General features: G+C 70.9%; 18 protein-coding genes. 5 read left to right on the top strand and 13 right to left on the bottom strand.

Features of this window, described 5'->3' with window-relative positions; all coding sequences use genetic code 11:
* Positions 1–26 precede the first annotated feature (26 nt).
* Genes rplT through infC form a run of 3 tightly spaced genes read right to left on the bottom strand, consistent with a single transcriptional unit; the run spans position 27 to position 1,336 of the window.
* Positions 27–422: a 50S ribosomal protein L20 gene (rplT, locus tag ACTMMA_RS13780; RefSeq protein ID WP_441190701.1), complete on the bottom strand. Its 396-nt coding sequence runs from the start codon at positions 420–422 to the stop codon at positions 27–29.
* Positions 423–479: 57 nt separating this feature from the next.
* Positions 480–674 carry a 50S ribosomal protein L35 gene (gene rpmI, locus ACTMMA_RS13785; protein ID WP_441190702.1) on the bottom strand — a complete coding sequence of 65 codons (195 nt, stop codon included), beginning with the start codon at positions 672–674 and terminating at the stop codon, positions 480–482.
* A gap of 59 nt (positions 675–733) precedes the next feature.
* Entirely contained in the window at positions 734–1,336 is a 603-nt protein-coding gene (gene infC / locus ACTMMA_RS13790; protein ID WP_441190749.1) for a translation initiation factor IF-3, read from the bottom strand.
* 418 nt (positions 1,337–1,754) lie between these two features.
* Between infC and ACTMMA_RS13795 the strand changes: the two genes are divergently transcribed.
* Positions 1,755–2,204: a Fur family transcriptional regulator gene (locus ACTMMA_RS13795; RefSeq protein ID WP_441190703.1), complete on the top strand. Its 450-nt coding sequence runs from the start codon at positions 1,755–1,757 to the stop codon at positions 2,202–2,204.
* 89 nt (positions 2,205–2,293) lie between these two features.
* On the top strand, positions 2,294–3,898 hold the full coding sequence (locus ACTMMA_RS13800; protein ID WP_441190704.1) for a catalase: 1,605 nt from the start codon (positions 2,294–2,296) through the stop codon (positions 3,896–3,898).
* Positions 3,899–4,091: 193 nt separating this feature from the next.
* On the opposite strand, the gene ACTMMA_RS13805 is transcribed toward ACTMMA_RS13800, so the two are convergent.
* From ACTMMA_RS13805 to ACTMMA_RS13840, 8 genes are all read right to left on the bottom strand, one after another.
* The gene (locus ACTMMA_RS13805; protein ID WP_441190706.1) at positions 4,092–8,441 is read right to left on the bottom strand and encodes a S8 family serine peptidase; all 4,350 of its coding nucleotides are present in this window, start codon (positions 8,439–8,441) and stop codon (positions 4,092–4,094) included.
* A 354-nt stretch (positions 8,442–8,795) separates the two neighbouring features.
* A complete protein-coding gene (locus ACTMMA_RS13810; RefSeq protein WP_441190707.1) occupies positions 8,796–9,377 on the bottom strand; it encodes a winged helix-turn-helix domain-containing protein in 582 nt (193 codons plus the stop codon).
* A 139-nt stretch (positions 9,378–9,516) separates the two neighbouring features.
* Positions 9,517–10,296 carry an SseB family protein gene (locus ACTMMA_RS13815; protein WP_441190708.1) on the bottom strand — a complete coding sequence of 260 codons (780 nt, stop codon included), beginning with the start codon at positions 10,294–10,296 and terminating at the stop codon, positions 9,517–9,519.
* Positions 10,293–10,985 carry a HisA/HisF-related TIM barrel protein gene (locus tag ACTMMA_RS13820; RefSeq protein ID WP_441190709.1) on the bottom strand — a complete coding sequence of 231 codons (693 nt, stop codon included), beginning with the start codon at positions 10,983–10,985 and terminating at the stop codon, positions 10,293–10,295. The genes ACTMMA_RS13815 and ACTMMA_RS13820 overlap by 4 nt, the downstream gene beginning before the upstream one ends.
* Before the next feature lie 71 nt (positions 10,986–11,056).
* Positions 11,057–11,710 (bottom strand): hypothetical protein, encoded by a 654-nt coding sequence (locus ACTMMA_RS13825; protein WP_441190710.1) that lies wholly within the window; start codon positions 11,708–11,710, stop codon positions 11,057–11,059.
* A gap of 9 nt (positions 11,711–11,719) precedes the next feature.
* Positions 11,720–15,004: a bifunctional [glutamine synthetase] adenylyltransferase/[glutamine synthetase]-adenylyl-L-tyrosine phosphorylase gene (locus tag ACTMMA_RS13830; RefSeq protein ID WP_441190711.1), complete on the bottom strand. Its 3,285-nt coding sequence runs from the start codon at positions 15,002–15,004 to the stop codon at positions 11,720–11,722.
* A 10-nt stretch (positions 15,005–15,014) separates the two neighbouring features.
* Positions 15,015–16,343, bottom strand: a complete 1,329-nt coding sequence (locus ACTMMA_RS13835) for a glutamine synthetase family protein (RefSeq protein WP_441190712.1) — start codon at positions 16,341–16,343, stop codon at positions 15,015–15,017.
* A gap of 4 nt (positions 16,344–16,347) precedes the next feature.
* Positions 16,348–16,704: an MGMT family protein gene (locus ACTMMA_RS13840; RefSeq protein WP_441190713.1), complete on the bottom strand. Its 357-nt coding sequence runs from the start codon at positions 16,702–16,704 to the stop codon at positions 16,348–16,350.
* A gap of 40 nt (positions 16,705–16,744) precedes the next feature.
* On the opposite strand from ACTMMA_RS13840, the gene ACTMMA_RS13845 reads away from it, so the two are divergent.
* A complete protein-coding gene (locus ACTMMA_RS13845; RefSeq protein WP_441190714.1) occupies positions 16,745–17,746 on the top strand; it encodes a TIGR03557 family F420-dependent LLM class oxidoreductase in 1,002 nt (333 codons plus the stop codon).
* Positions 17,747–17,777: 31 nt separating this feature from the next.
* Here the strand turns inward: ACTMMA_RS13845 and ACTMMA_RS13850 are convergent, their stop codons facing one another.
* The gene (locus ACTMMA_RS13850) at positions 17,778–18,011 is read right to left on the bottom strand and encodes a methionine aminopeptidase (protein ID WP_441190715.1); all 234 of its coding nucleotides are present in this window, start codon (positions 18,009–18,011) and stop codon (positions 17,778–17,780) included.
* A 56-nt stretch (positions 18,012–18,067) separates the two neighbouring features.
* Between ACTMMA_RS13850 and map the strand changes: the two genes are divergently transcribed.
* Entirely contained in the window at positions 18,068–18,928 is an 861-nt protein-coding gene (map, locus tag ACTMMA_RS13855; protein WP_441190716.1) for a type I methionyl aminopeptidase, read from the top strand.
* A gap of 115 nt (positions 18,929–19,043) precedes the next feature.
* A complete protein-coding gene (ppgK, locus tag ACTMMA_RS13860; RefSeq protein WP_441190717.1) occupies positions 19,044–19,802 on the top strand; it encodes a polyphosphate--glucose phosphotransferase in 759 nt (252 codons plus the stop codon).
* Here ppgK and ACTMMA_RS13865 read toward each other — a convergent pair.
* Positions 19,765–20,793 (bottom strand): putative endonuclease domain-containing protein, encoded by a 1,029-nt coding sequence (locus ACTMMA_RS13865; RefSeq protein WP_441190718.1) that lies wholly within the window; start codon positions 20,791–20,793, stop codon positions 19,765–19,767. The genes ppgK and ACTMMA_RS13865 overlap by 38 nt on opposite strands.
* Positions 20,794–20,842 lie beyond the last annotated feature (49 nt).

The raw sequence follows: 20,842 nt of genomic DNA on the forward strand, positions 1-20,842 counted from the left end.
GGGCGTCGTGATGGTCTGCGGGTGGCTCAGGCGGCCGACCCGGCGGTCTCCTTGGCCTCGCCGGCGGCGGGGACGTTGGCGCGGCTCAGCTCGACGAGCGCGGCGAAGGCGGCCTCGTCGTGCACGGCCAGGTCGGCCAGCATGCGGCGGTCGACCTCGACACCGGCGGCCTTCAGGCCCTGGATGAACCGGTTGTAGGTCATGCCGTTGGCGCGGGCGCCGGCGTTGATGCGCTGGATCCAGAGGCGACGGAAGTCGCCCTTGCGGGCGCGCCGGTCGTTGTAGCTGTAGACCAGCGAGTGGGTGACCTGCTCCTTGGCCTTGCGGTAGAGCCGGCTGCGCTGACCGCGGTAGCCGGAGGCGCGCTCCAGGACGACCCGGCGCTTCTTCTGGGCGTTGACCGCCCGCTTCACGCGTGCCACGTGATTCTCCTTAGTAGTTCTTCAGCAGTTGGCAAAAGAAGATGTGGTGCTCGGGCCTCAGAGGCCGAGCATCTTCTTCACCTTGCGGACGTCGGACGGGGCAACGACGGTGTCGTTGACGAGGCGGCGGGCCTGCGAGGCGCGACGCTCCTGGAACTTGTGCACGTGGCGCGCGCGCTGGTGCATGATCTTGCCGGTGCCCGTGACGCGGAAACGCTTCTTGGCACCGCTGTGGGTCTTCATCTTCGGCATGGCCGATTTCTCCTTCGTTGCTCTCCACCCGGTCTGCCGGGTGTCGTCTGTGGGGGCCCTCAGGCCTGGGTGGTCTCGGGCGCCTCGGTCGTCTCGGGCGCCTCGGCGGCCGTGGCCTCGGTGGCCGTAGCGGTCTGGCTGGACTCGGCGGCGGCCTTGGCCTTGGCGGCCTTCTGCTCCTGGCGCACCGCGGTCTTCTTCTTGGCCGGGCCGATCACCATGACCATGTTGCGGCCGTCCTGGCGCGGGGCGCTCTCGACGAAGCCCAGCTCGGCGACGTCCTCGGCCAGCTTCTGCAGCAGGCGGAAGCCCAGCTCGGGGCGGGACTGCTCGCGGCCGCGGAACATGATCGTGACCTTGACCTTGTCGCCACCCTTGAGGAAGCGCTCGACGTGGCCCTTCTTGGTCGCGTAGTCGTGCTGGTCGATCTTGGGACGGAGCTTGATCTCCTTGATGACGGTGTTGACCTGGTTCTTCCGGGCCTCACGCGCCTTCATCGCGGCTTCGTACTTGTACTTGCCGTAGTCCATGAGCTTGGCGACGGGCGGACGCGCCATCGGCGCGACCTCGACCAGGTCGAGGTCGGCCTCGGCGGCGAGCCGCAGCGCGTCCTCGACGCGCACGATGCCGACCTGTTCCCCGTTGGGACCGACCAACCGCACCTCCGGGACCCGGATGCGGTCATTGATGCGAGGCTCGCTGATGTGCTTGCTCCTTCGTGGCGATGGCTGGACCCCGGGCACCAGAAAGGCCTCCTGGCACCTGGTGCGCAAGAGGCCTTCACTCCCCGGTCCTGAAGCCGGCTCACGCCGGATCCGGTATGCGGTGACTCACCACCACATACACTCACCGCACCGATCTCTCGGCAGGTGCGGACCGTGGACCCGGCAACCGTGAGGCTGACGCGGGTGGGGGCTGGGGCCCCTCTTGCACGTCGGGCGTACGGGCACGCTCGACTGGTCGACCAGTAATGCTAGCAGAAGAGCCCTTGCCGACGCGAACCCCGCGAGCGGGGAAGAGACGGGCGGGACACCGCCCCTATAACTTGAATCATTCAAGAAAACGTGATCAGGTGGTGTCATGACCACCGCCGCGCCGACCGAGCTCCTCCAGGGCGCGGGCCTGCGCGTCACCGCGGCGCGGGTCGCGGTCCTGGAGACCCTCCGCGACCATCCGCACTCCGACGCCGGCGAGGTCCTCCGTCTCACGAGGGACCGCGCCCAGGGAGTGTCCGTGCAGGGCGTCTACGACATCCTCACGACGCTGTCCGGCGCAGGGCTCCTGCGCCGGATCCAGCCGGCCAGCTCCCCCGCGCGCTTCGAGCTCGACCTCGGGGACAACCACCACCACGCGGTATGCCGTGGCTGCCAGGTCCTCCTGGACGTCCCCTGCGCGACGGGGACCATCCCCTGCGCCGATCCCGGCGAGCACGCCACCGACGGCTTCCGGGTCGAAGAGGCCGAGGTCATCTACTGGGGCCTGTGCCCCCGCTGCCAGGAGACCGCCGAACCCGGGCTGCCGCATCCCTGAGCCCCATCCCCAGACCCCCGGGAGCCGGCGCGGCCCTCGGAAGCACCACCTTCACCAGTCCCGAACCGATCAGAAGGAAGAGAGAGAAGATGAGCAGTCAGCAGCCTGACACGCCCGGCTACGTCAACGCCGAGCACAGCGACGCCGCCCTCCACACCGAGGGGTCGACGCTCATGAGCGGAGCCCCCAACGACTCCGACCGCAACAGCCTGTCGGTCGGCGCCGACGGCCCGCTCCTGCTGCACGACGTGTCGCTGATCGAGAACCTCGCCCACTTCGACCGCGAGAAGGTGCCGGAGCGTCTGCCCCACGCCAAGGGCTCGGGCGCCTTCGGTGTCTTCGAGGTCTCCGAGGACGTCACCGCCTGGACCAAGGCCAAGGCCTTCGCCCCCGGCGCGAGCTCCGAGGTCATCGTCCGCTTCTCCACCGTCGCCGGCGAGCAGGGCTCCCCCGACACCTGGCGCGACGTGCGTGGCTTCTCCGTCCGCCTCTACTCCGAGGACGGCAACCTCGACATCGTCGGCAACAACACCCCGATCTTCTTCGTGCGCGACCCCATGAAGTTCCCCAACTTCATCCGCTCGCAGCGCCGCATGCCCGACAGCGGCCTGCGCGACGCCAACATGCAGTGGGACTTCTGGACCAACAACCCCGAGTCCGCCCACCAGGTGACCTACCTCATGGGTGACCGTGGCCTGCCGCGCACGTGGCGCCACATGAACGGCTACGGCTCGCACACCTACATGTGGGTCAACGAGGCCGGCGAGCGATTCTTCGTCAAGTACCACTGGCACAGCAACCAGGGTGTGGAGAACCTCTCCAACGACGAGGCCGTCAAGATCGCCGGTGAGGACGCCGACGCGCACCGCCGCGACCTGTTCGAGGCCATCAAGAACGGCGACCACCCGAGCTGGACCCTGTCGGTGCAGGTCATGCCCTACGAGGAGGCCAAGACCTACCGCTACAACCCGTTCGACCTGACCAAGGTCTGGCCGCACGCGGACTACCCGCTGCACAAGGTCGGCACCATGACGCTGAACCGCAACCCGGAGAACTGGTTCGCCCAGATCGAGCAGGTCGCCTTCAGCCCGTCCAACCAGGTCCCCGGCACCGGCGTCTCCCCCGACAAGATGCTGCTCGCGCGCACCTTCTCCTACCCGGACGCGCAGCGGCACCGGATCGGCGCCAACTTCATGCACCTGCCGGTCAACCAGCCCAAGGTGCGGGTCAACGCCTTCCAGTTCGACGGCCCGATGGCCTACCTCCACTCCGGCAGCCAGCCGACCTACGTGACCAACTCCTACGGTCGCCCCTGGTCGGACAAGGAGGGCCCGATGGAGAACGGCTGGGAGGCCGATGGCGCCCTGGTGCGTCAGGCCTACACGCTGCGCTCGGACGACGACGACTTCGGTCAGCCGGGTCAGCTCGTCCGCGAGGTCTTCACCGACGAGCAGCGTGAGCGGCTCGTCCAGACCGTGGCCGGCATGCTCGGCGGCGTGAGCGACCTGGTGCGTCCGCGCGTCTACGAGTACTGGACCAACATCGACGCCGAGATCGGCCGGCGCATCCAGGAGGCCTACGAGTCCGCGGGCTCCGAGTCGGTCCCCGGTGCCACCGCCAACGAGGAGCCCCAGGGCATCCGCGAGCCGGAGGGCCAGGACCAGATCGCCCACTCCGAGCCGATGAACGGCTGAGCAGGGTTCGACACGCCCGTCCGTCGGACACCGTCCGGCAGACGACCCGGAAGTGGGGAAAACACACCCCCCATGGGGGGAAATCCCCCCCCCCCTAGCTCCCCCCCGCCGGACACTGTCAGAAAGACAACCAGAAGCCACCCCCACCCCACCCGGGGGGGGGCCACTTCCCCCTTCTCGGGACTCTGCCCGATCAGCCGATCTTGCGAAGGGTGTAGTTCACGACCGTGTCCTTGCCCTTCTTGACCTGGGCCTGCTTCGCCTGCGGGCGGAAGCCGTCCTTGGCCGCGATGGTGTCGTACTTGCCGGCCACCATCCAGTGGGCGTAACGGCCAGCCTCATCGGTGATCAGTGCCCAGCCAGCTCCGTTACCCTTTGTCGGGGTGATGTCGACGACCGCGCCCTGGATCGGGTCGGTGCTCTTGCCGTCGGTGCCGGAGACGGTGCCCATCAGCTTGCCCCAGTTCTTGGGCGGGCTGACGACCATGGTCACCGGGATGGTGTCCAGGCGCTGCGGGCTGTTGGCCTTGACCTTGATGCCGGCGGTGTAGGTGCCCGGTTGGGCCACGTCACCGTCGGTGACGACCTCGACCGAGGCAGACTCGCCGGCCGGGATGGTCAGCTCCATCGGATCGACGGTCAGCCAGTCGACGTCGGCGCCGCTGCCGCCGCAGTCGTCATAGCCGGGCAGGTGCTCGGCCGTGGGGACGGCGTCGAAGTTGCTCACCGCGCCACCCACCTTGGCGATGCCGCATGCGGCGCCACCACGGTAGAGGGCCGAGCTCGAGGCCGGCATCTGCACCCACTCGCCGGCCGCGCCGTCGAAGGCGAAGCTGGCGTTGGTGATCTCGCCACCCTGGACGCCACCGTTGACCACGAGCTGGCCGTTGGCGGTGGCGTACTGGCTGGCCCAGCTGTCGACGGGAGCGTCGGGCAGCGGGGTCCAGGCGTCGGCGGCCGGGTCGTAGGAGTAGCTGGACGCCACTCCGCCGGTGCCCGGGTTGCCGCCGGTGCAGACCAGCTGGCCATCGACGCCACCGCAGGAGGCGAAGGCGACGGCCTGCGGGTAGTCGGCCAGCTGCTCCCAGGCGTCCGCGGCCGGGTCGTAGGCCGTCACGGACGCCGACATGGGCGAGCAGCTGGTGGTGGTGCAGCCACCGACGGAGTAGAGCTTCCCGTCGAGCACCGCCGCGCCCGCGGCCGACACAGGCACCGGGTTGTCGGCGCCGGTGGTCCAGCTGTCGGAGCCCGCGTCGTAGACGGCCGTGGCGCCCGAGACGCCGTTGGCCACCCAACCGCCGCTGACCACGATCTCGCCGGCGACGGCACCCGCCGTGACGGCGGAGGCTGCCGTGGGCAGCGGTGCGACGGCGGTCCAGGTCGCGGAGGCGGCGTCGTAGCGGTTCACGTCGGCGAAGGCCGCCGTGCCGTCGGTGCCACCGATGGTGTACCAGTCACCGTCGAGGTTGACCACCCGGTTGTCCATCGCGGGACGCGGGTAGTTGCCCAACGGGGTCCACGGGTCGGCGGCGGCACGGACCTCGTCCGGCGTGCCCTGGCTGGCCATGCTGCTGCCGCCGAAGGCCTCCAACGAGGTGGGTGCCTCGATCGAGACGACCTCACCGCCGTCGCGGGCAGCGCTCTTGCCCATCCTGGACTTCGAGCCGTCGGCCCGCAGGATGGTGAAGTCACCCGCGACCTCGGACAGCTCGACCTGCGCCTCGCCGGTGCCGGTGTTGCTGATCGTCAGCGTGTGGGTGCGCTCCCCACCGAGGGTGACCGCGGAGTAGATCTCCGTGGGGTCCACCACGATGAAGGGCGAGCCGAGGACGAAGTCACCGCGCACGGTGTCGCCGTGCGTCACCGTCAGGTCCTGGGTCTTGTTCTCGTAGCCTCGGGCCGCCGCTTCGAAGGGGTGCGTGCCGGGGTGGGAGGAGAAGATCCAGTAGAAGCCGTCGTCCAGCCCCGGGTCGTTCGGGGTGGCGGTGGTGACCGCCTTCTCCTCCGGGACGTCCAGGTTGGTCACGGTCGCTCCGACCACGCCCTCGCCGGTCTCGTCGCCGGCGACGGTGCCGACGACATAGCCGCCCTCGCCCGTCGGGGCGCAGGCCCGGTTGCCGAGGAAGACGTCATCGACCTGCCACCAGTAGTCGTAGTCCGCGTTGTACTGGTGGAAGCGGACCTTGACGTCGGCCTGGCCCGCCGCGTCCGGCAGCGGGAGGATCTGCTCGTCGGGGCCTCGCAGAGAAGTGGTCTGCGCGAGCACCGTGCTCCAGGTCTGACCGCCGTCGATGCTGACGTCGACGTCGGCGTTGTCGCCCAGGGCGCGCCAGTCCTGCTTGAAGCCCACGACAGGGCTCTCCAAAGCGCTCATGTCCACCGAGGGGGTGACCAGGGAGGTGTCCTGCTCGGCCCCGCTGCCGTAGTGGTCGGAGTCCATGATCGCCATGTTGCCCTCACCACCGGTGAGGTTGTCGCGACCGCCGGGGTTGTCGAAGGCCCAGACGCCGCCGGTGCCGGCGTGGTCCACGACCTCCCAGCCCTCGGGGAGCGCCTCGGCGTCGAAGGACTCGGTGACGCCGTTCACGTCCCAGCCGTAGCCGGGGGCGGAGCAGGTCGCCGCATCCACGGGGACCTGCACGTCCGCGGTGACGCCGTCACCGGCGGTGACCTCGACGGTCGGGGCGGTGTAGCCGGGGTACTGGACCTGCACCGTCAGCTCGAAGGCCTGACCCTCGGGCAGGTCGATGCTGAACACGCCCGTCTCCGGGTCGGTGTAGGTCGCGGCCGGGGTGCCGTTGGCCGACACCCGGGCATAGAGCGGGAAGCCGTAGCCCGAGCCGTCGGTGACCGTGCCGGTCACGGTGCTGGAGGGCACCGGGTCCATGGCGATGTCGAGCGTGGTGGTCTGCTCGGGGGTGATCGCCGCGTTCACGGTCTTCTGCGCGTAGCCGAACTTGCTGGCCGTCACGGTGTACTCCCCGGCGGTCAGCAGGACCGAGTAGGTCCCGTCCTCGTCGCTGACGACGTCACGCTCGATCGGACCCTCGACGGCGAGGTTGACGCCGCTCAGGGCCTCGCCCGAGGCACCGTCGGTGACGGTGCCGACCAGGGTGCCGGTCTCCCCCGCGGGAGCCGAGCTCACCAGTGCCAGGGCGTCCAGACGACCCTCGCCGAAGACGTTGTTGTTCTCCGCGGTGCCGCCGCACTGCAGGTCCTCGGTGTCGACGGCCGAGCCGTTGAGCAGCGCCCGGGTGCCCTCGACGTCGCCGACCAGGGCCGGGGAGGCCGACCACACCAGAGCCACTGCTCCAGCCACGTGCGGCGAGGCCATCGAGGTGCCGCTGTAGCTGGCGTAGCCGTTGCCCGGGACGGACGAACGCACGCTCGTGCCGGGGGCAGCGATGTTGGGGTTGGTGTGCCCGTCCTGACCGGGCCCGCGGCCCGACGAGGTGGCGATCGTGTGGTCGCTGCGGTAGTTGCCGACCGCGTAGGTCACGGTCCGGCTGCCGGGGGACCCTGCCGACGCGCAGTTGGGCCCGGTGTTGCCGTTGGCGAACACGCCGAACTGCCCGGACGCGGCCCAGGCCTCGATGATGTCCTCCATGAAAGGGGCGGTCGAGGGGGCCTGGGTGCCCCAGGAGTTGTTGATGATGTGGGGCCGCTTGGTGACGTCCGGGTTCTCCCCGTTCAGGTCGCGGGGCTCCAGCATCCACTGCCCCGACTCGATCAGGGCGGCGTCGGTGGGACAGCAGCCGTCGGCGCTGATCCACTTCGCACCGGGGGCCATGCCGATCTGGTTGTCCCCGCCGTCGTCGCCGACCATCGTGCCGGTGACGTGCGAACCGTGGCCGTTGTTGTCGGCAGGCTGGTCCGGCGACCCGCCGGCCGCGTTGAACCAGTTGTAGTTGTGGTCGAAGGTGCCATCACCGTTGTTGCCCCGGTACTGGTTGACCAGCGCCGGGTGGTCGTACTGGGCCCCTGTGTCGATCGATGCCACGACGATGCCCTGGCCGTCGACGCCCAGGTCGTCCCAGACCTCGGGGGCCTTGACGTCGGCGATCCCCCACTCGACCGCAGCGGGAGCCATCTCCGGCGCCTCCGGCTCGAGCTCAGGGATCTCGATCTGCATCGTCGGGTATACGCCCTCGACCTCGGAGTCCGACGCCATCGAGGTGAGCAGCTCCGCATCGGCGCCCGAGACCCGCAGGGAGTTGGTCGCCCAGAAGGCCTGGTACTCCACGCCCTGGGCGTCCAGCTGACTGCGCAGCTCCTTCTGGCTCTCCTCTGCGGTGTCGGTGAGGGCGTCCACGACGGCCTGACCCCGCTCGTCCCAGTCGGAGATCGAGGAGTACTTGTCAAGGTCAGGCCGGTCGGCCAGGCGGACCCAGACATCGGCCCGGCCCTCCTCCTCGAGCTGTGCGGTCACGGCGGCGTCGATCTTCTCCGCCAGGCTCGTCTCGTCCGTCGGGAAGGGGCCTGGCACGGCAGTCGCCGTCACCGCGGTCCCCAGCCCCGCGAACGCCAGCGAGGTGGCGGTCACGCTCGTGACCCACCACCGTCGTCGGGCTATCGGTTGCATCGATCCTTGTCCTCTCCCTTGAGTTCGGGGCCGCTTCGACCCCGCTCCCGACGCTAGGCAGCACCGTCGGGGAGGGACAACGACAGGAGGTCGACAGAAGGTGGACAACCTTGACAATTCTCCGTGCCCGCCCCTGATCCGACAGCCGAAAAGTGATCCGTCGTCCGGATAGTTCCGGACGTCGGATCACTCTCCGGCCGATGGTGAATCGGGCCTCGCACGGAGCGCGGGTCGGTCGGGCCTCGCACGGCGCGTCCAACGGGCCGAAGACGGTGATCCTGGTGGACATGACCTCAGAGAGGCACGCGCGCACCGTCAGTCGGCCGCGACGAGCCTGGGCCCCTCCGCCAGGGCCTCGCCCCGACGCGCCACCAGCCGGAAGCCGACGCCTCGGACCGCCAGGATGTCCACCTCCGCGTGCACCGAGGCCAGCTTGCGCCGGACCCGCCGGATGACGGCGTGCACCTGGCCGCCGTCGCCGACGTGCGGCATGCCCCATACCCGATCCGTCAGGTCGGCGAAGCGCTGGACCCGACCGGGCTCCCGCGCCAGCATCGTCAGCACCCCGAACTCGAGGGGCGTGAGTGAGCAGCTCCTGGAGCCGCAGGAGACCCGTTGGCGGTCGGGGTCGAGGGTGATGCCGAGACGGTCGGACGACCCTGTCCCGGAACGGGTCTCGCTCACGGCACGCACGACGTACCCGGACCCATCCTCCAGCGCTGCCCTCGCCTCGGAGACGGTGCCGACGACCACCACGGGCCCCTGCCAGCCCGCCTCCATGATCGACGCCAGTGCCTGCGCGGTGCGGGAGGAGAGGACCAGGACCAGCGGCGGGGAGGAATTCTCCGCGAGGGCACCGTCGCCGTGAGCGTCGTGCTCACCGACATGGACGGCCATCTCATCTCCCCGGGTGCGGCCGTCCTTCCCTGGACGGGCCGTGCCATCAGGCTAGTGAGGTGTGAGGGGCGTCACAAGGATCTTGACCAAACGCTTACCAACTGATGACCCGTGCTTTGCCCTACGAGCCGGCCCCAGGTCAGCGGTCAGCGGCCGCGAGACGGAAGGACACCGCGTCGATCCGGGCCCGTGCCTCACCGTCGGCCGCGATCCTGCCGCCGACCTGCGTGAGCAGCTCGTTGAGGCGGGTCCGGTCCAGCCCTGGAACAAGGTCCAGCGTGATGAGGAGCCCGCCGTCCTCCGCCTCGCCGAGGTGGTGTCCTCTGACCTCCGGCCGCTCCCTCACCGCCGCGGCCACCGCGGCGGCGACGTGCTCGTCCCGGTGGGCCGGGACCCACGGTCGACCCATGGCCAGCGCCCAGACCATCGAGGGACGCAGCGTGAGCGCCGGCGCGCCAGGAGGTGCGGGCAGGTCGAGCAGGATGACCTCGCAGCCCTCCTGCACGGCCGCCAGCGCCGCGCGCTGTGCGGTGACGGGGACCGGTCGGGCCTCGGCGTTCCAGGCCGCCAGCGCCGCCGTGCTGGTGAAGGCAGGCAGGGCCTGCTGTCCGTCCGGGGCCACGAGGGTCACCGAGGCCATGTCGCTCACCGCGTCGACCGGGATGCCGCTGGACTCGTCGATCTCGCTGGGCACCGCCACGATGGGGACGATCAGACGTGCTGCGGCGACGGCGGCCATCAGCTCCTCCGGCCGGACCTCCCCCGGCGTCGCCCACCGTGCGAGCAGCAAGGACAGGGCGGCGTCGGCCTCACCGGTGTCGTGGTCGAAACCGGTGCCGGTGAGGGTCCGTCCCTCCCAGGGGACACCCCCGGTGTCCTGACCTTCTGCCGGGTCGTGGCCGGTGAATCGGTGGCTCATGCCAAGGTCTCCAGGGCTTGGGGCAGGGTGAAGGCCCGATGGTAGAGGGCCGAGCCGAGCACCACGCCCGCCACCCCCACATCACGCAGCCCGCGCAGGTCTGCCAGGTCGGCGACGCCGCCGGAGGCGACGACGGGCGCGAGGCCGCCCAGGGTGGCGACCGCACGGCTGAACAGACCGAGATCGGCCCCGGTGCGGCGGCCGTCCCTGCTCGCATCAGCCACGACGAACCAGCCCGGTCGGACCGCCACCTGCCCGAGCAGGTCGAGCACCTCGGGGAGCGTCCCCAGGTCCTCCCCCGTGCCCCTGGCGACGACCCGATCCCCGTCGACGTCCACCCCCACGGCGATCCGTGCACCGTGCTCCTCCACCAGGTCGGCGACCCAGGTCGGCTCGGCCAGCGCGGTCGCCGCCAGGTTGATCCTCGTCGCCGCGGTGGCCAGCGCGGCCGCCACGGCGGCCGGCGTGTCGAGGCCGCCGGAGAGCTGCACCGGGACCGGTTGGCCGGAGATCAGCTCGGCCAGGTATGCGGTGTCCGCCCCCCTTCGGTGCGCCCGGTCCAGGTCGACGACGTGCAACCACTCGGCCCCACCGCGGACCCAGCCTGAGGCCACGGTGAAGGGGTCGTCCGGGCCCTCGACGACCTGCACCGCACGCCGACCGGCCACATCCACGGCAGGGAGCGCCACCACTGCGGGTGGCTGACCCTGGTCAGATGGCTGGCCCACGGGAGATGGGCGATTCACGGAAGATGGCCCACTCACGGCAAGGCACCGAGCTCGCGCCGCAGGCGGACGGAGTCGGCCACCGCGTCGTCGAAGAGCGCGATCTCCTTGGGATTGGGATCGTGCCGGACCGCCCCGGGCAGGTGGATCGCGGTGCGGGGCTCGGTGATGATCCGGGCCGCCGGCAGGTGCAGGGTGGCCATGACGGCCTGGAGCATCGGGCGCACCCGCGCGCGCGTCTCGTGAAGGAGGTCGACCAGCTCGTCCCGCGCCTCCGGAGGGGCCCCGGCGACCGAGGTGATCTCCGCAGGACCGGCCAGCGGCAGGCCGGGTGGACGGAGGAGGCCGACCTCGGGCTCCCACACGACCCAGCCGGTGGCCCGGCGGCGTCCCGGCCCGTGCACGGTGATGACGGCCCGGCCGTCGATGTCGAAGAAGCCGAGCGCGGGCGCCACCTTCTCGGGGACCGGACGTCCGGCGAGCAGCAGGGTGGGGTCGTCGTAGGGCGGGCCGAGCTCGCTGTCGCCGGAAGCGACGACCAGGGTCCACCCCGGAACGTGGGCCACGACCGCCGGCACGACGCCGCGGCGCACCCACGAGTCCACCTCTCCCCTCGGACCGCCGACCAGCAGCAGGCCTGCAGGGGCGTCGCTGGCGTCTCCGTGGGGCGTCGGGGAGGTGGAGGTCACCGGGCCATCCTACGAACGGGGGCCGGTCGGCCGGCCCTGGCCGTCGGCGCGTCCTCCCGGCGACCGCCCGGTGCCGGCTCCCGGTGACGGGCCCCTGCGCGGCTCGGGGAAGCGCGAACGGTCCGGCGGGGGCGCGGCCGGCGCACGGTTGAACCCTGCCGCCCGCCCGGGTCGTGCGGCACGTCGCGGCGCGGGCTCGGTGGCCGGGGTGGGATCGGGACGTTCGCCGTAGAAGAGACGCTCCATGACCGAACGGGCGTGCCGGGCGACCCGACGCCAGGTCTCGGCGAGCTCGGAGCCCTGCCCGGCCGGCCGTCCCATCACCCTGGACATACCCTCCGCGTCCCGCAGCCCGCTAGGCACGGAGTCGACGACGCGCCCGCGCCAGACCATCCCGGCGTCCCGCAGCACCGAGGCGAGCTCCCACGCCTCCGTGAGGACGTCGGCGTCGACGCGGGCCAGCAGCCCCTCCTCCACGGCCGCCTCCAGGGTCGCGAGCGTGCTCGTGGTCCGCAGGGAGGGGTGGTCGTGGGCATGACGCAGCTGGAGCACCTGGGCGATCCACTCCACGTCCGACAGCCCCCCGAAACCCAGCTTCAGATGGGTGCGACGGTCCGCCCCCCGGGGCAGCCGCTCCGACTCCATCCGTGCCTTCAGGCGCCGGATCTGCCTCATCGCCTCGTCCGAGAGACCACCCTCGGGCCAGCGGAGCGGCTCCACCAGGGCCAGGAAGTCCTCGGCCAGCGCCGTGTCCCCCGCGACGGGGCGGGCCCGCAGCAGGGCCTGCGACTCCCATCCGGCCGACCAGCGCTCGTAGTAGCTGCGGTAGCTCTCCAGGCTCCGGACCAGCGGGCCGGAGCGGCCCTCGGGACGCAGGTCCGCGTCCAGCTCGAGCGTAGGATCCGGGCCCGGGCCCGCCAGCCCCTTGCGCAGCTCGGCGAAGACCGCCTGGGCATCCTCGGCGCTGGTGTCCTCGCGGCTGGTGCCCTCGGGGCTGGTGTCCTCGGGGCTGATGCCCTCGCTGATGTCGTCGTCCCGCTCGAGAGGGGCGTAGACGTACATGAGGTCCGCGTCGCTGGCGTAGCCCATCTCGCGCCCGCCGAGCCGCCCCATACCGACGACGAGCAGCCGCGCATCGATCGGACGCCCCAGCTGCTCCTGCACGGTGCGCACCGCGACGCCCAGCCCGGCCTCGAGATAAGCGTCGGTGATGTCGCTCAGTGCCTCGCGCGTCGCCGCGCCCGTCCACCCGCCGACCACGTCACCCAGGACCACCCGGACCAGCTCGCGCGCCCGCACCGACCGGACGGCCCCGAAGGCCTCCTCCGGCGTCGACTGCCTGGTGGCCGCGGTGGTCATCCGCTGGACGACCTCGTGCCGGTCGGGCGCGACGAGCCCCGACGGGGAGCCGAGCAGCGAGACCGTGCCCGGGGAGCGGATCAGCAGGTCGACCGCGTAGCGGCTCGAGGACAGGATGCGCGCCAGGCGCTGGGCGGCGCTGCCCTCGTCACGCAGCATCCCGAGGTACCAGTGCGTCGTGCCGAGGGCGTCGCTGATCTGGCGGAAGGCGAGCAGACCCGCATCCGGGTCGGCCCCGTCTGCGAACCAGGACATCATCACCGGCAGGAGGTGCCGCTGGATAGTCGCCCGACGGCTCAGCCCCTCGGTCAGCGACTCCAGGTGCCGCATCGCGCCGGCGGGGTCGGCGAAGCCCAGGGCGGAGAGCCGGGCCCGCGCCGCATCGGGCGAGAGCCGCGCCTCGTCGGTAGAAAGCCGGGCGACCGCCGACAGCAGCGGGCGGTAGAAGAGCCGCTCGTGCAGCCGTCGCACGTCCCGACGCACGGCGCGCCAGCGCTGCATGAGGGCGCGCTCGGCCTCGCCGCGCTCCCCCATCGCCCGCCCGAGGCGACGCAGCTCCGCCTCGGACGTCGGCATCAGGTGGGTCCTGCGCATCCGGTGCAGATGGACCCGGTGCTCCAGGCACCGCAGCACGCGGTAGGCCTCGTCGAGGACGAACGCGTCGTCCCGGCCCACGTAACCGCCGTCCCGCAGCGCCTGGAGCGCGGGCAACGTCGAGCCCGACCGCAGGGCGGTGTCGGCCCGGCCGTGCACGAGTTGGAGCAGCTGCACGCTGAACTCGATGTCCCGCAGGCCGCCGGGGCCGAGCTTGATCTGGCGCTCGGCCTCGTCGGTCTTGACGTGCTGCTCGACGCGGCGGCGCATCGCCTGGACGTCGTCGACGAAGTCCTCGCGCTCGGAGGCGGACCAGACCATCGGCTCGACCAGCTCCAGCCAGCGCCGCCCGAGGTCCTCGTCGCCGGCGACCACCCTGGCCTTGAGCAGCGCCTGGAACTCCCAGGTCTTGGCCCAGCGCTCGTAGTACTCCTTGTGGGAGCGCAGGCTCCGCACCAGCGGGCCGTTCTTGCCCTCGGGCCGCAGCGCCGCGTCGACCTGCCACAGCGAGCCCTCGCTCGTGGGCTGTCCGCAGATGCGCATGACGGCGCTGGCCAGCCGGGTGCCGACGGCGATGGCCCCTTCCTCGGTCGCCTCGTCCCGGGGAGCCACCACGAAGATCACGTCGACGTCGCTGATGTAGTTCAGCTCGCGCCCACCCGTCTTGCCCATCCCGATGATCGCCAGGTCGCAGGCCTGCTCGTCCTCGGTCTCGGCCCGGGCCAGCAGCAGCGCCCCGCGCAGCGCGGCCGAGGCCAGGTCGGCCAGCCAGGCCCCGATCGTCGGCATCACGGCCACCGGGTCGGGGCTGGTCAGATCCGTGGTGGCCACCCGGAGCAGCTGGCGCCGGTAGGCGACCCTGAGAGCCTCGGCCCCCGCCACCCCCTCGAGCCCGGCCACCGCCTCGGTGATCAGGTCCGGCACCGGCTCGCGCCCCTCGGCCACCTCCACCACGTGCTCGGGATGGCGCAGCAGGTGCTCCCCGAGCGCGACCGAGGCCCCCAGAATCGTCAGGAGGCGGCGTCGGGGCTCGCCGCCGCCGAGCACGACCGGCGCGGTCGCGTCCGCCGTGGGCTGCCGCTCCGCACCCGTGCTGCGCGGGTCCAGGAGCCGGACCAGCAGCAGCAGCGCGGCGTCGGGGTCGGCGACGCCGCCGAGATCGTTCAGGAGGTCGGGCAGGTCCAGCTCGGGACCGACCCGGGAGACCACCTCCTCCAGCAGTTGCCGGGCCCGGCCGCTGTCGGACAGTCCGGCGCGGGCCAGCTCGGCCGGGCCGAGCAGGTCGGCGCGCCCCGGCTCCTCCCGACCTCCCCGGAACCTGCCGCCGGGGCCCACGCTCACCGCATACCCCTTAGAGGTGGAGGAGATAACGGTCGAGCTCGAAGCGGGTCACCTGCGAGCGGTACTCGCTCCACTCCTGCCACTTGTTGCGCAGGTAGAAGTCGAAGACCTGCTCGCCCAGCACCTCGGCGACCAGCTCGGACTCCTCCATGACCGCCACGGCCTCCCCGAGGCTCTGCGGGAGCGGGTCGATGCCCATGGCGCGGCGCTCGGCGTCGGTCAGCGCCCAGACGTCGTCCTCCGCCTCCGGCGGCAGCTCGTAGCCCTCGCGGATCCCCCGCAGCCCGGACTCCAACAGCAGGGCGAAGGTGAGATAGGGATTGCAGGCCGAGTCGATCGAGCGGACCTCCACCCGGCGGGAGTGTCCCTTGCCGATGGAGTACATGGGCACCCGGGCCAGGGCGGAGCGGTTGTTGTGGCCCCAGCAGACGTAGGCCGGGGCCTCGCCACCGCCCCAGAGCCGCTTGTAGGAGTTGACCCACTGGTTGGTGACCGCGCTGGTCTCCCTGCTGTGCACGAGGATGCCGGCCATGAAACGCCGGCCCGTCTCGGAGAGCTCGTAGGGCGCGCCAGGCTCGTAGAAGGCGTTGGTGTCACCCTCGAAGAGCGACATGTGCGTGTGCATCCCGGAGCCCGGGTGCAACGCCAGCGGCTTGGGCATGAAGGTGGCGAAGGAGTCCTGCTGCAGCGCCACCTCCCGGACCACGGTGCGGAAGGTCATGATGTTGTCGGCCATCGACAGCGCGTCGGCGTAGCGCAGGTCGATCTCCTGCTGGCCCGGACCGCCCTCGTGGTGGCTGAACTCGACCGAAATCCCCATCTGCTCGAGGGTGTCGATGGCATCCCGGCGGAAGTCGTGGCCGTCACCGCGGGCGACGTGGTCGAAGTAGCCGGCCTGGTCGATCGGCACCGGCCCGACCGCCGGGTCGTAGGGCTCCTTGAACAGGTAGAACTCGATCTCGGGGTGGGTGTAGAAGGTGAAGCCCGCCTGGGACGCCGAGCCCAGGGCGCGACGCAGGATGTGGCGGCTGTCGGTCGCGGCGGGGCTGCCGTCGGGCATGTGGATGTCGCAGTACATCCGGGCCGTCCGCTCGCGCCAGGGCAGCACCTGGAAGGTGTCGGCGTCGGGCTGGATGACCATGTCGGCCTCGTAGACCCGGGTGAAGCCCTCGATCACGCTCCCGTCGATGCCGATGCCCTCGGTGAACGCCTGCTCCAGCTCGGCGGGCGCGACGGCCACCGACTTCAACGTGCCGAGGAGGTCGGTGAACCAGAGCCGGATGAACCGGATGTCCCTCTCCTCGATGGTGCGGAGGACGTACTCCTGCTGGCGGTTCATGTGCTCATCCTGCCGTATGCGGTTGCTCGAGTCCGGCGGTGGCGCGGACGTAGTCCTGCTCGAGTCTGGTCAAGTCGGCGCGGTGGTCGGCCATGCGTGTGCCGCGCCCGTTGGGCTTCACCGCGATCCCCTCTGCGCGCCAGTGCGTCCGGGCTCGGGCCATCAGGTCCGGATCGACGAACTCCCCCGCGGCGTTGGTCACCCGCCACCACGGCACGTTGCCGCCCCAGCGCCGCATGATCGAGCCCACCTGGCGCGGGCCGGTGCCGACCAGCTCGGCCACGTCGCCGTAGGACACCACGCGCCCGGCGGGCACCTGTTCCACGCACCGCAGCACCCGCTCGAGCAGCACCTCGTCCACGCCCGCACCCTAGCCGGGGACACCGCATACCCTCAGGAGCATGAACGCACTCACCGTCGGCTACGCCGCCATGCTGGAGCAGTTCCACCCCTCCGAGGCCGTGCGGCTGACCGCCCTCGCCGAGGAGCGCGGCTTCTCCGGGTGCATGGCGGCCGACCACTTCGCGCCCTGGGTCCCGGCGCAGGGGCAGTCCGCCTTCGTGTGGAACGTGCTGACCGCCGTCGGTGAGCGGACCGAGGGCGACCTCGGCCCGGGCGTGGTCTGCCCCAGCTTCCGCTGGCACCCGGCGATGGTCGCGCAGGCCGCGGCGACGTTGGAGGCGATGTACCCCGGGCGCACCTGGCTGGGCGTGGGTGCCGGCGAGGCGCTCAACGAGCACGTGATCGGCGGCTACTGGCCCGAGGCCGGTGAGCGCTCGCGGCGGATGTTCGAGGCCGTCGAGCTGATGAGCGACCTCTTCACGAAGTCGGCCGCGGGCAAGGACACCAAGTGGTCCGGGGAGTTCTTCCGGATGGAGACCACCCGGCTCTGGACGATGCCGGAGCAGGCCCCGCCGATCTTCGTGGCCACCGCCGGCCCGATCAACGCCAGGAAGACCGGTCGCCTCGCGGACGGGATCATCACCGTCGGCGCCCCGCACGGCAAGATCGAGATGCTCTTCGGCAAGTTCGCCGAAGGTGCGCGGGAGGCCGGCAAGGACCCGGACTCGATGCCCAAGGTCCTCCAGCTGCACCTGTCGTGGGCCGAGACCGATGAGGAGGCGCTGACCAACGCGATGACCGAGTGGCCCAACGGGGGTATGAAGTTCCCCAAGGCGGACATCCGCTCGCCGCACGACTTCGCCGAGATGGCAAAGCTGGTGCGCCCGGAGGACTTCGAGGGCCGGATGGTCATCTCCAGCGACCCCGACGTGCACCGGGCGCACATCCAGAGCTTCGTCGACCTCGGTTTCGACCGGGTCTACCTGCACAACGTCGGTCGCAACCAGGACCGGTGGCTGGAGGTCTTCGGCCGCGAGGTGCTGCCCAAGCTCAGTCGTTGAGGCTCAGTCGTTGGGGCTCAGGCGTTGAGGCTCAGTCGTTGAGCGGGTTGTTGTCCCAGTCGCTGGCCTGCGAGTCGCCGGTCTTCCACTCGTCCTCGGCGGCGTCCTCGGCGTCCCACTTCTCGGTGCGCTCGCGGGCGATCTCCAGGGCTCGGGAGGCCTCCTCCTCGGAGGCGTAGGGGCCGAGCAGGTCGGCACCGCGGGCACGTCCCGGGTCGTCGTTCGCCTCGACCTGCCCGGTCTTGGTGTTGAACCAGTACTCCATACCTGTTCTCGCCTCCTGACGTGGTCGCCGCGGACGCGGCACCTAGAATCCACCCTATGCCGACCCTCTCCCCCCTCGCGCCCGGAACGATCAGCCCGCGACTGTCCGTGCCCAACTCGATCGTCCGCCCGGAGTATGTCGACCGCCCCGCACCCGCCCCCTTCCAGGGCTCGGAGATCAAGGACCAGGAGACGATCGAGGCGATGCGGGCGGCCTGCCGGCTCGCGGCCCAGGCACTGGCGCTGTGCGGCGAGATGGTCCGCCCGGGCGTGACGACCGACGCGATCGACCGGGCCGGTCACGAGTTCCTGCTCGACCACGGTGCCTATCCCTCCACCCTCGGCTACCGCGGCTATCCCAAGTCGCTGTGCACCTCGATCAACGAGGTGGTCTGCCACGGCATCCCCGACGACCGGGAGCTGCGGGAGGGTGACATCTGCAACATCGACATCACCGCCTATCTCGGCGGCGTGCACGGCGACAACAACGCCACCTTCCTGTGCGGCGAGGTCGAGGAGGAGACCCGCCTGCTGGTCGAGCGGACCCAGGAGGCGCTGATGCGGGGCATCAAGGCGGCGCGCCCGGGGCGGGAGATCAACGTCATCGGCCGCGTCATCGAGAGCTACGCGCGACGGTTCGGCTACGGCGTGGTGCGCGACTTCACCGGCCACGGCGTGGGCGAGTCCTTCCACTCCGGCCTGGTCATCCCCCACTACGACGCGGCGCCCGCCTACGACACCCTCATCGAGCCGGGTATGACGTTCACGATCGAGCCGATGCTCAACCTCGGGACCCACGAGTGGAACGAGTGGGAGGACGGCTGGACGATCGTCACCGCCGACGGCCGTCCGTCGGCCCAGTTCGAGCACACCATCCTGATCACCGACGAGGGGGCGGAGATCCTCACCCTGCCCTGAGGCACCACCGTCCTGCCTGAGGCCACCACCCACCCTGCCCGAGGCCACCCGCCCGGCCCGCACACCGCATACCCTCTCCTCCAGACCATCTCTCCCGCACGCGAAGGACTCCCTCATGGCCAGCAACCACATCCTCGGCATCGACATCGGCGGCAGCGGCATCAAGGGCGCGCCCGTCGACCTCGCCAAGGGCCAGCTGGCCGCAGACCGGCACAAGATTGAGACCCCCAAGGGAGCCACGCCCGAGGACGTGGCCGAGGTGGTCGAGCAGATCGTCGAGCACTTTGCCGACGAGGTCGACAAGAACACCCCCATCGGGATCACGGTGCCCGGCGTCATCCACCACGGTGTGGTGAAGTTCGCCGCCAACATCGACAAGTCCTGGATCGAGACCGACGCGGACAAGCTCTTCACCGAGCGTCTGGGTCGCGAGGTGCACGTGGTCAACGACGCCGACGCCGCCGGCATGGCCGAGGTCCACTACGGCGCGGGCAAGGACGTGAAGGGCGTGGTGCTCCTGACGACCCTGGGCACCGGCATCGGCTCGGCGCTCTTCCTCGACGGCAAGCTGCTGCCCAACACCGAGCTGGGTCACCTGGAGATCGACGGCCACGACGCCGAGACTCGGGCGGCCAGCAGCGCCAAGGAGCGCGAGGACCTGTCCTACAAGGAGTGGGCCGAGCGGCTGCAGCGCTACTACAGCCACGTCGAGGCCCTGCTGTGGCCCGACCTGATCATCGTCGGCGGCGGCATATCCCGGAAGTCCGACAAGTTCCTGCCGCGGCTGGACCTCCGCACCCCGATCGTGCCGGCCGACCTGCGCAACGAGGCCGGCATTATCGGCGCGGCCTGGTACGCGAAGAACTTCGCCTGAGGGCTGGGCCCAGGACCGTCGGCCGGATAGTGATCCTTCGTCCGGACCTTTCCGGCTGAAGGATCACTGTCCGGCCGACGGTTCTTCCGTGAGGGCAGCCTGTCACTGGGGACCTGGGCGTCTTCACCCGGCCAGGCCTCGGCGGGTGGCCGCGCGCAGCCCGCTTCACCTTCTGGTCCATCACGTGGGGCTTGAACAGATCACCCCACGGGAAGCGCACCATCCCGTATCCCAGACTCCTGATGTCGTCCTCACGGCGCTTCTCCTTGTAGAGCACCGTCGCGTCCCCCGTGTACTTGCCCCGCCCGTCGACCTCCCCGACGACACCGAGCTCCGGCAGGTACAAGTCGCCGTAGTAGACGAAACCCGGCCCCACGATCTTGAACTGCGGCACGACCACGTAGCCCAGGTCCTCCAGCACCAGTCGGCCTCGGCTCTCCGACGGCGCATCGGCCGAGGGGCTGGCCCGGCGAACCGCCTCCCGAGCGTGCGCCACTCCCTCGATGCGCCGGGACCGTTCGACCCAGTCGTCCAGCTGCCCCGGGGTCACCATGCCCTTGCCCAGGGCCGCGTCCGCCGCGCACACCCCCTCGACGGTTCCTCGCAGCAGGGCCGTCCCCACCACGGCGAGCGCGACGGGGACGACGGGGATGCCACCGGCCGTCACCGCGCAGCCTTCACCGGCGAAGAGGTGCACCGTGTGGCTCTCATGCTTCCTGGTCGTGCCGATCGGTGCCGAGCGCATGAGGTGCACCCGGTCGAGGGCCTCGTGCTCGACCGGGAGGCCCCACACGACGGCACCTGTCGTGTGGGAAGCGACGACCTCCCCGGGCCGCGTGGCCAAGATCGCTCGGGCCCGGAGCAGATGTGCCCCTTCCGGGGTGGCGACCGCCAACGCCTCGGCGCCGACGTAGGCGCCCCGAGCGACCCTGATCAGGTCTCCGGCTCTCAGAGCGGCCCGTAGGGTCGGCATCACTTGTGAGTCCGGCATCCTCGTGAGCAGATCCTTCCGCGTCAGGATCCCATCTCTTGCGGCAAGA

The organism is Ornithinimicrobium panacihumi (genome assembly GCF_052073805.1).
GTDB classification, from domain to species: Bacteria; Actinomycetota; Actinomycetes; order Actinomycetales; family Dermatophilaceae; genus Ornithinicoccus; species Ornithinicoccus panacihumi.

What these genes read in the sequence shown, in the direction of transcription:
- rpmI (WP_441190702.1), bottom strand. Translation starts at nt 674, where the DNA reads ATGCCGAAGATGAAGACCCACAGCGGTGCCAAGAAGCGTTTCCGCGTC.
- ACTMMA_RS13795 (WP_441190703.1), top strand. Translation starts at nt 1,755, where the DNA reads ATGACCACCGCCGCGCCGACCGAGCTCCTCCAGGGCGCGGGCCTGCGC.
- ACTMMA_RS13800 (WP_441190704.1), top strand. Translation starts at nt 2,294, where the DNA reads ATGAGCAGTCAGCAGCCTGACACGCCCGGCTACGTCAACGCCGAGCAC.
- ACTMMA_RS13810 (WP_441190707.1), bottom strand. Translation starts at nt 9,377, where the DNA reads ATGGCCGTCCATGTCGGTGAGCACGACGCTCACGGCGACGGTGCCCTC.
- ACTMMA_RS13815 (WP_441190708.1), bottom strand. Translation starts at nt 10,296, where the DNA reads ATGAGCCACCGATTCACCGGCCACGACCCGGCAGAAGGTCAGGACACC.
- ACTMMA_RS13835 (WP_441190712.1), bottom strand. Translation starts at nt 16,343, where the DNA reads ATGAACCGCCAGCAGGAGTACGTCCTCCGCACCATCGAGGAGAGGGAC.
- ACTMMA_RS13845 (WP_441190714.1), top strand. Translation starts at nt 16,745, where the DNA reads ATGAACGCACTCACCGTCGGCTACGCCGCCATGCTGGAGCAGTTCCAC.
- ACTMMA_RS13850 (WP_441190715.1), bottom strand. Translation starts at nt 18,011, where the DNA reads ATGGAGTACTGGTTCAACACCAAGACCGGGCAGGTCGAGGCGAACGAC.
- map (WP_441190716.1), top strand. Translation starts at nt 18,068, where the DNA reads ATGCCGACCCTCTCCCCCCTCGCGCCCGGAACGATCAGCCCGCGACTG.
- ppgK (WP_441190717.1), top strand. Translation starts at nt 19,044, where the DNA reads ATGGCCAGCAACCACATCCTCGGCATCGACATCGGCGGCAGCGGCATC.
- ACTMMA_RS13865 (WP_441190718.1), bottom strand. Translation starts at nt 20,793, where the DNA reads ATGCCGGACTCACAAGTGATGCCGACCCTACGGGCCGCTCTGAGAGCC.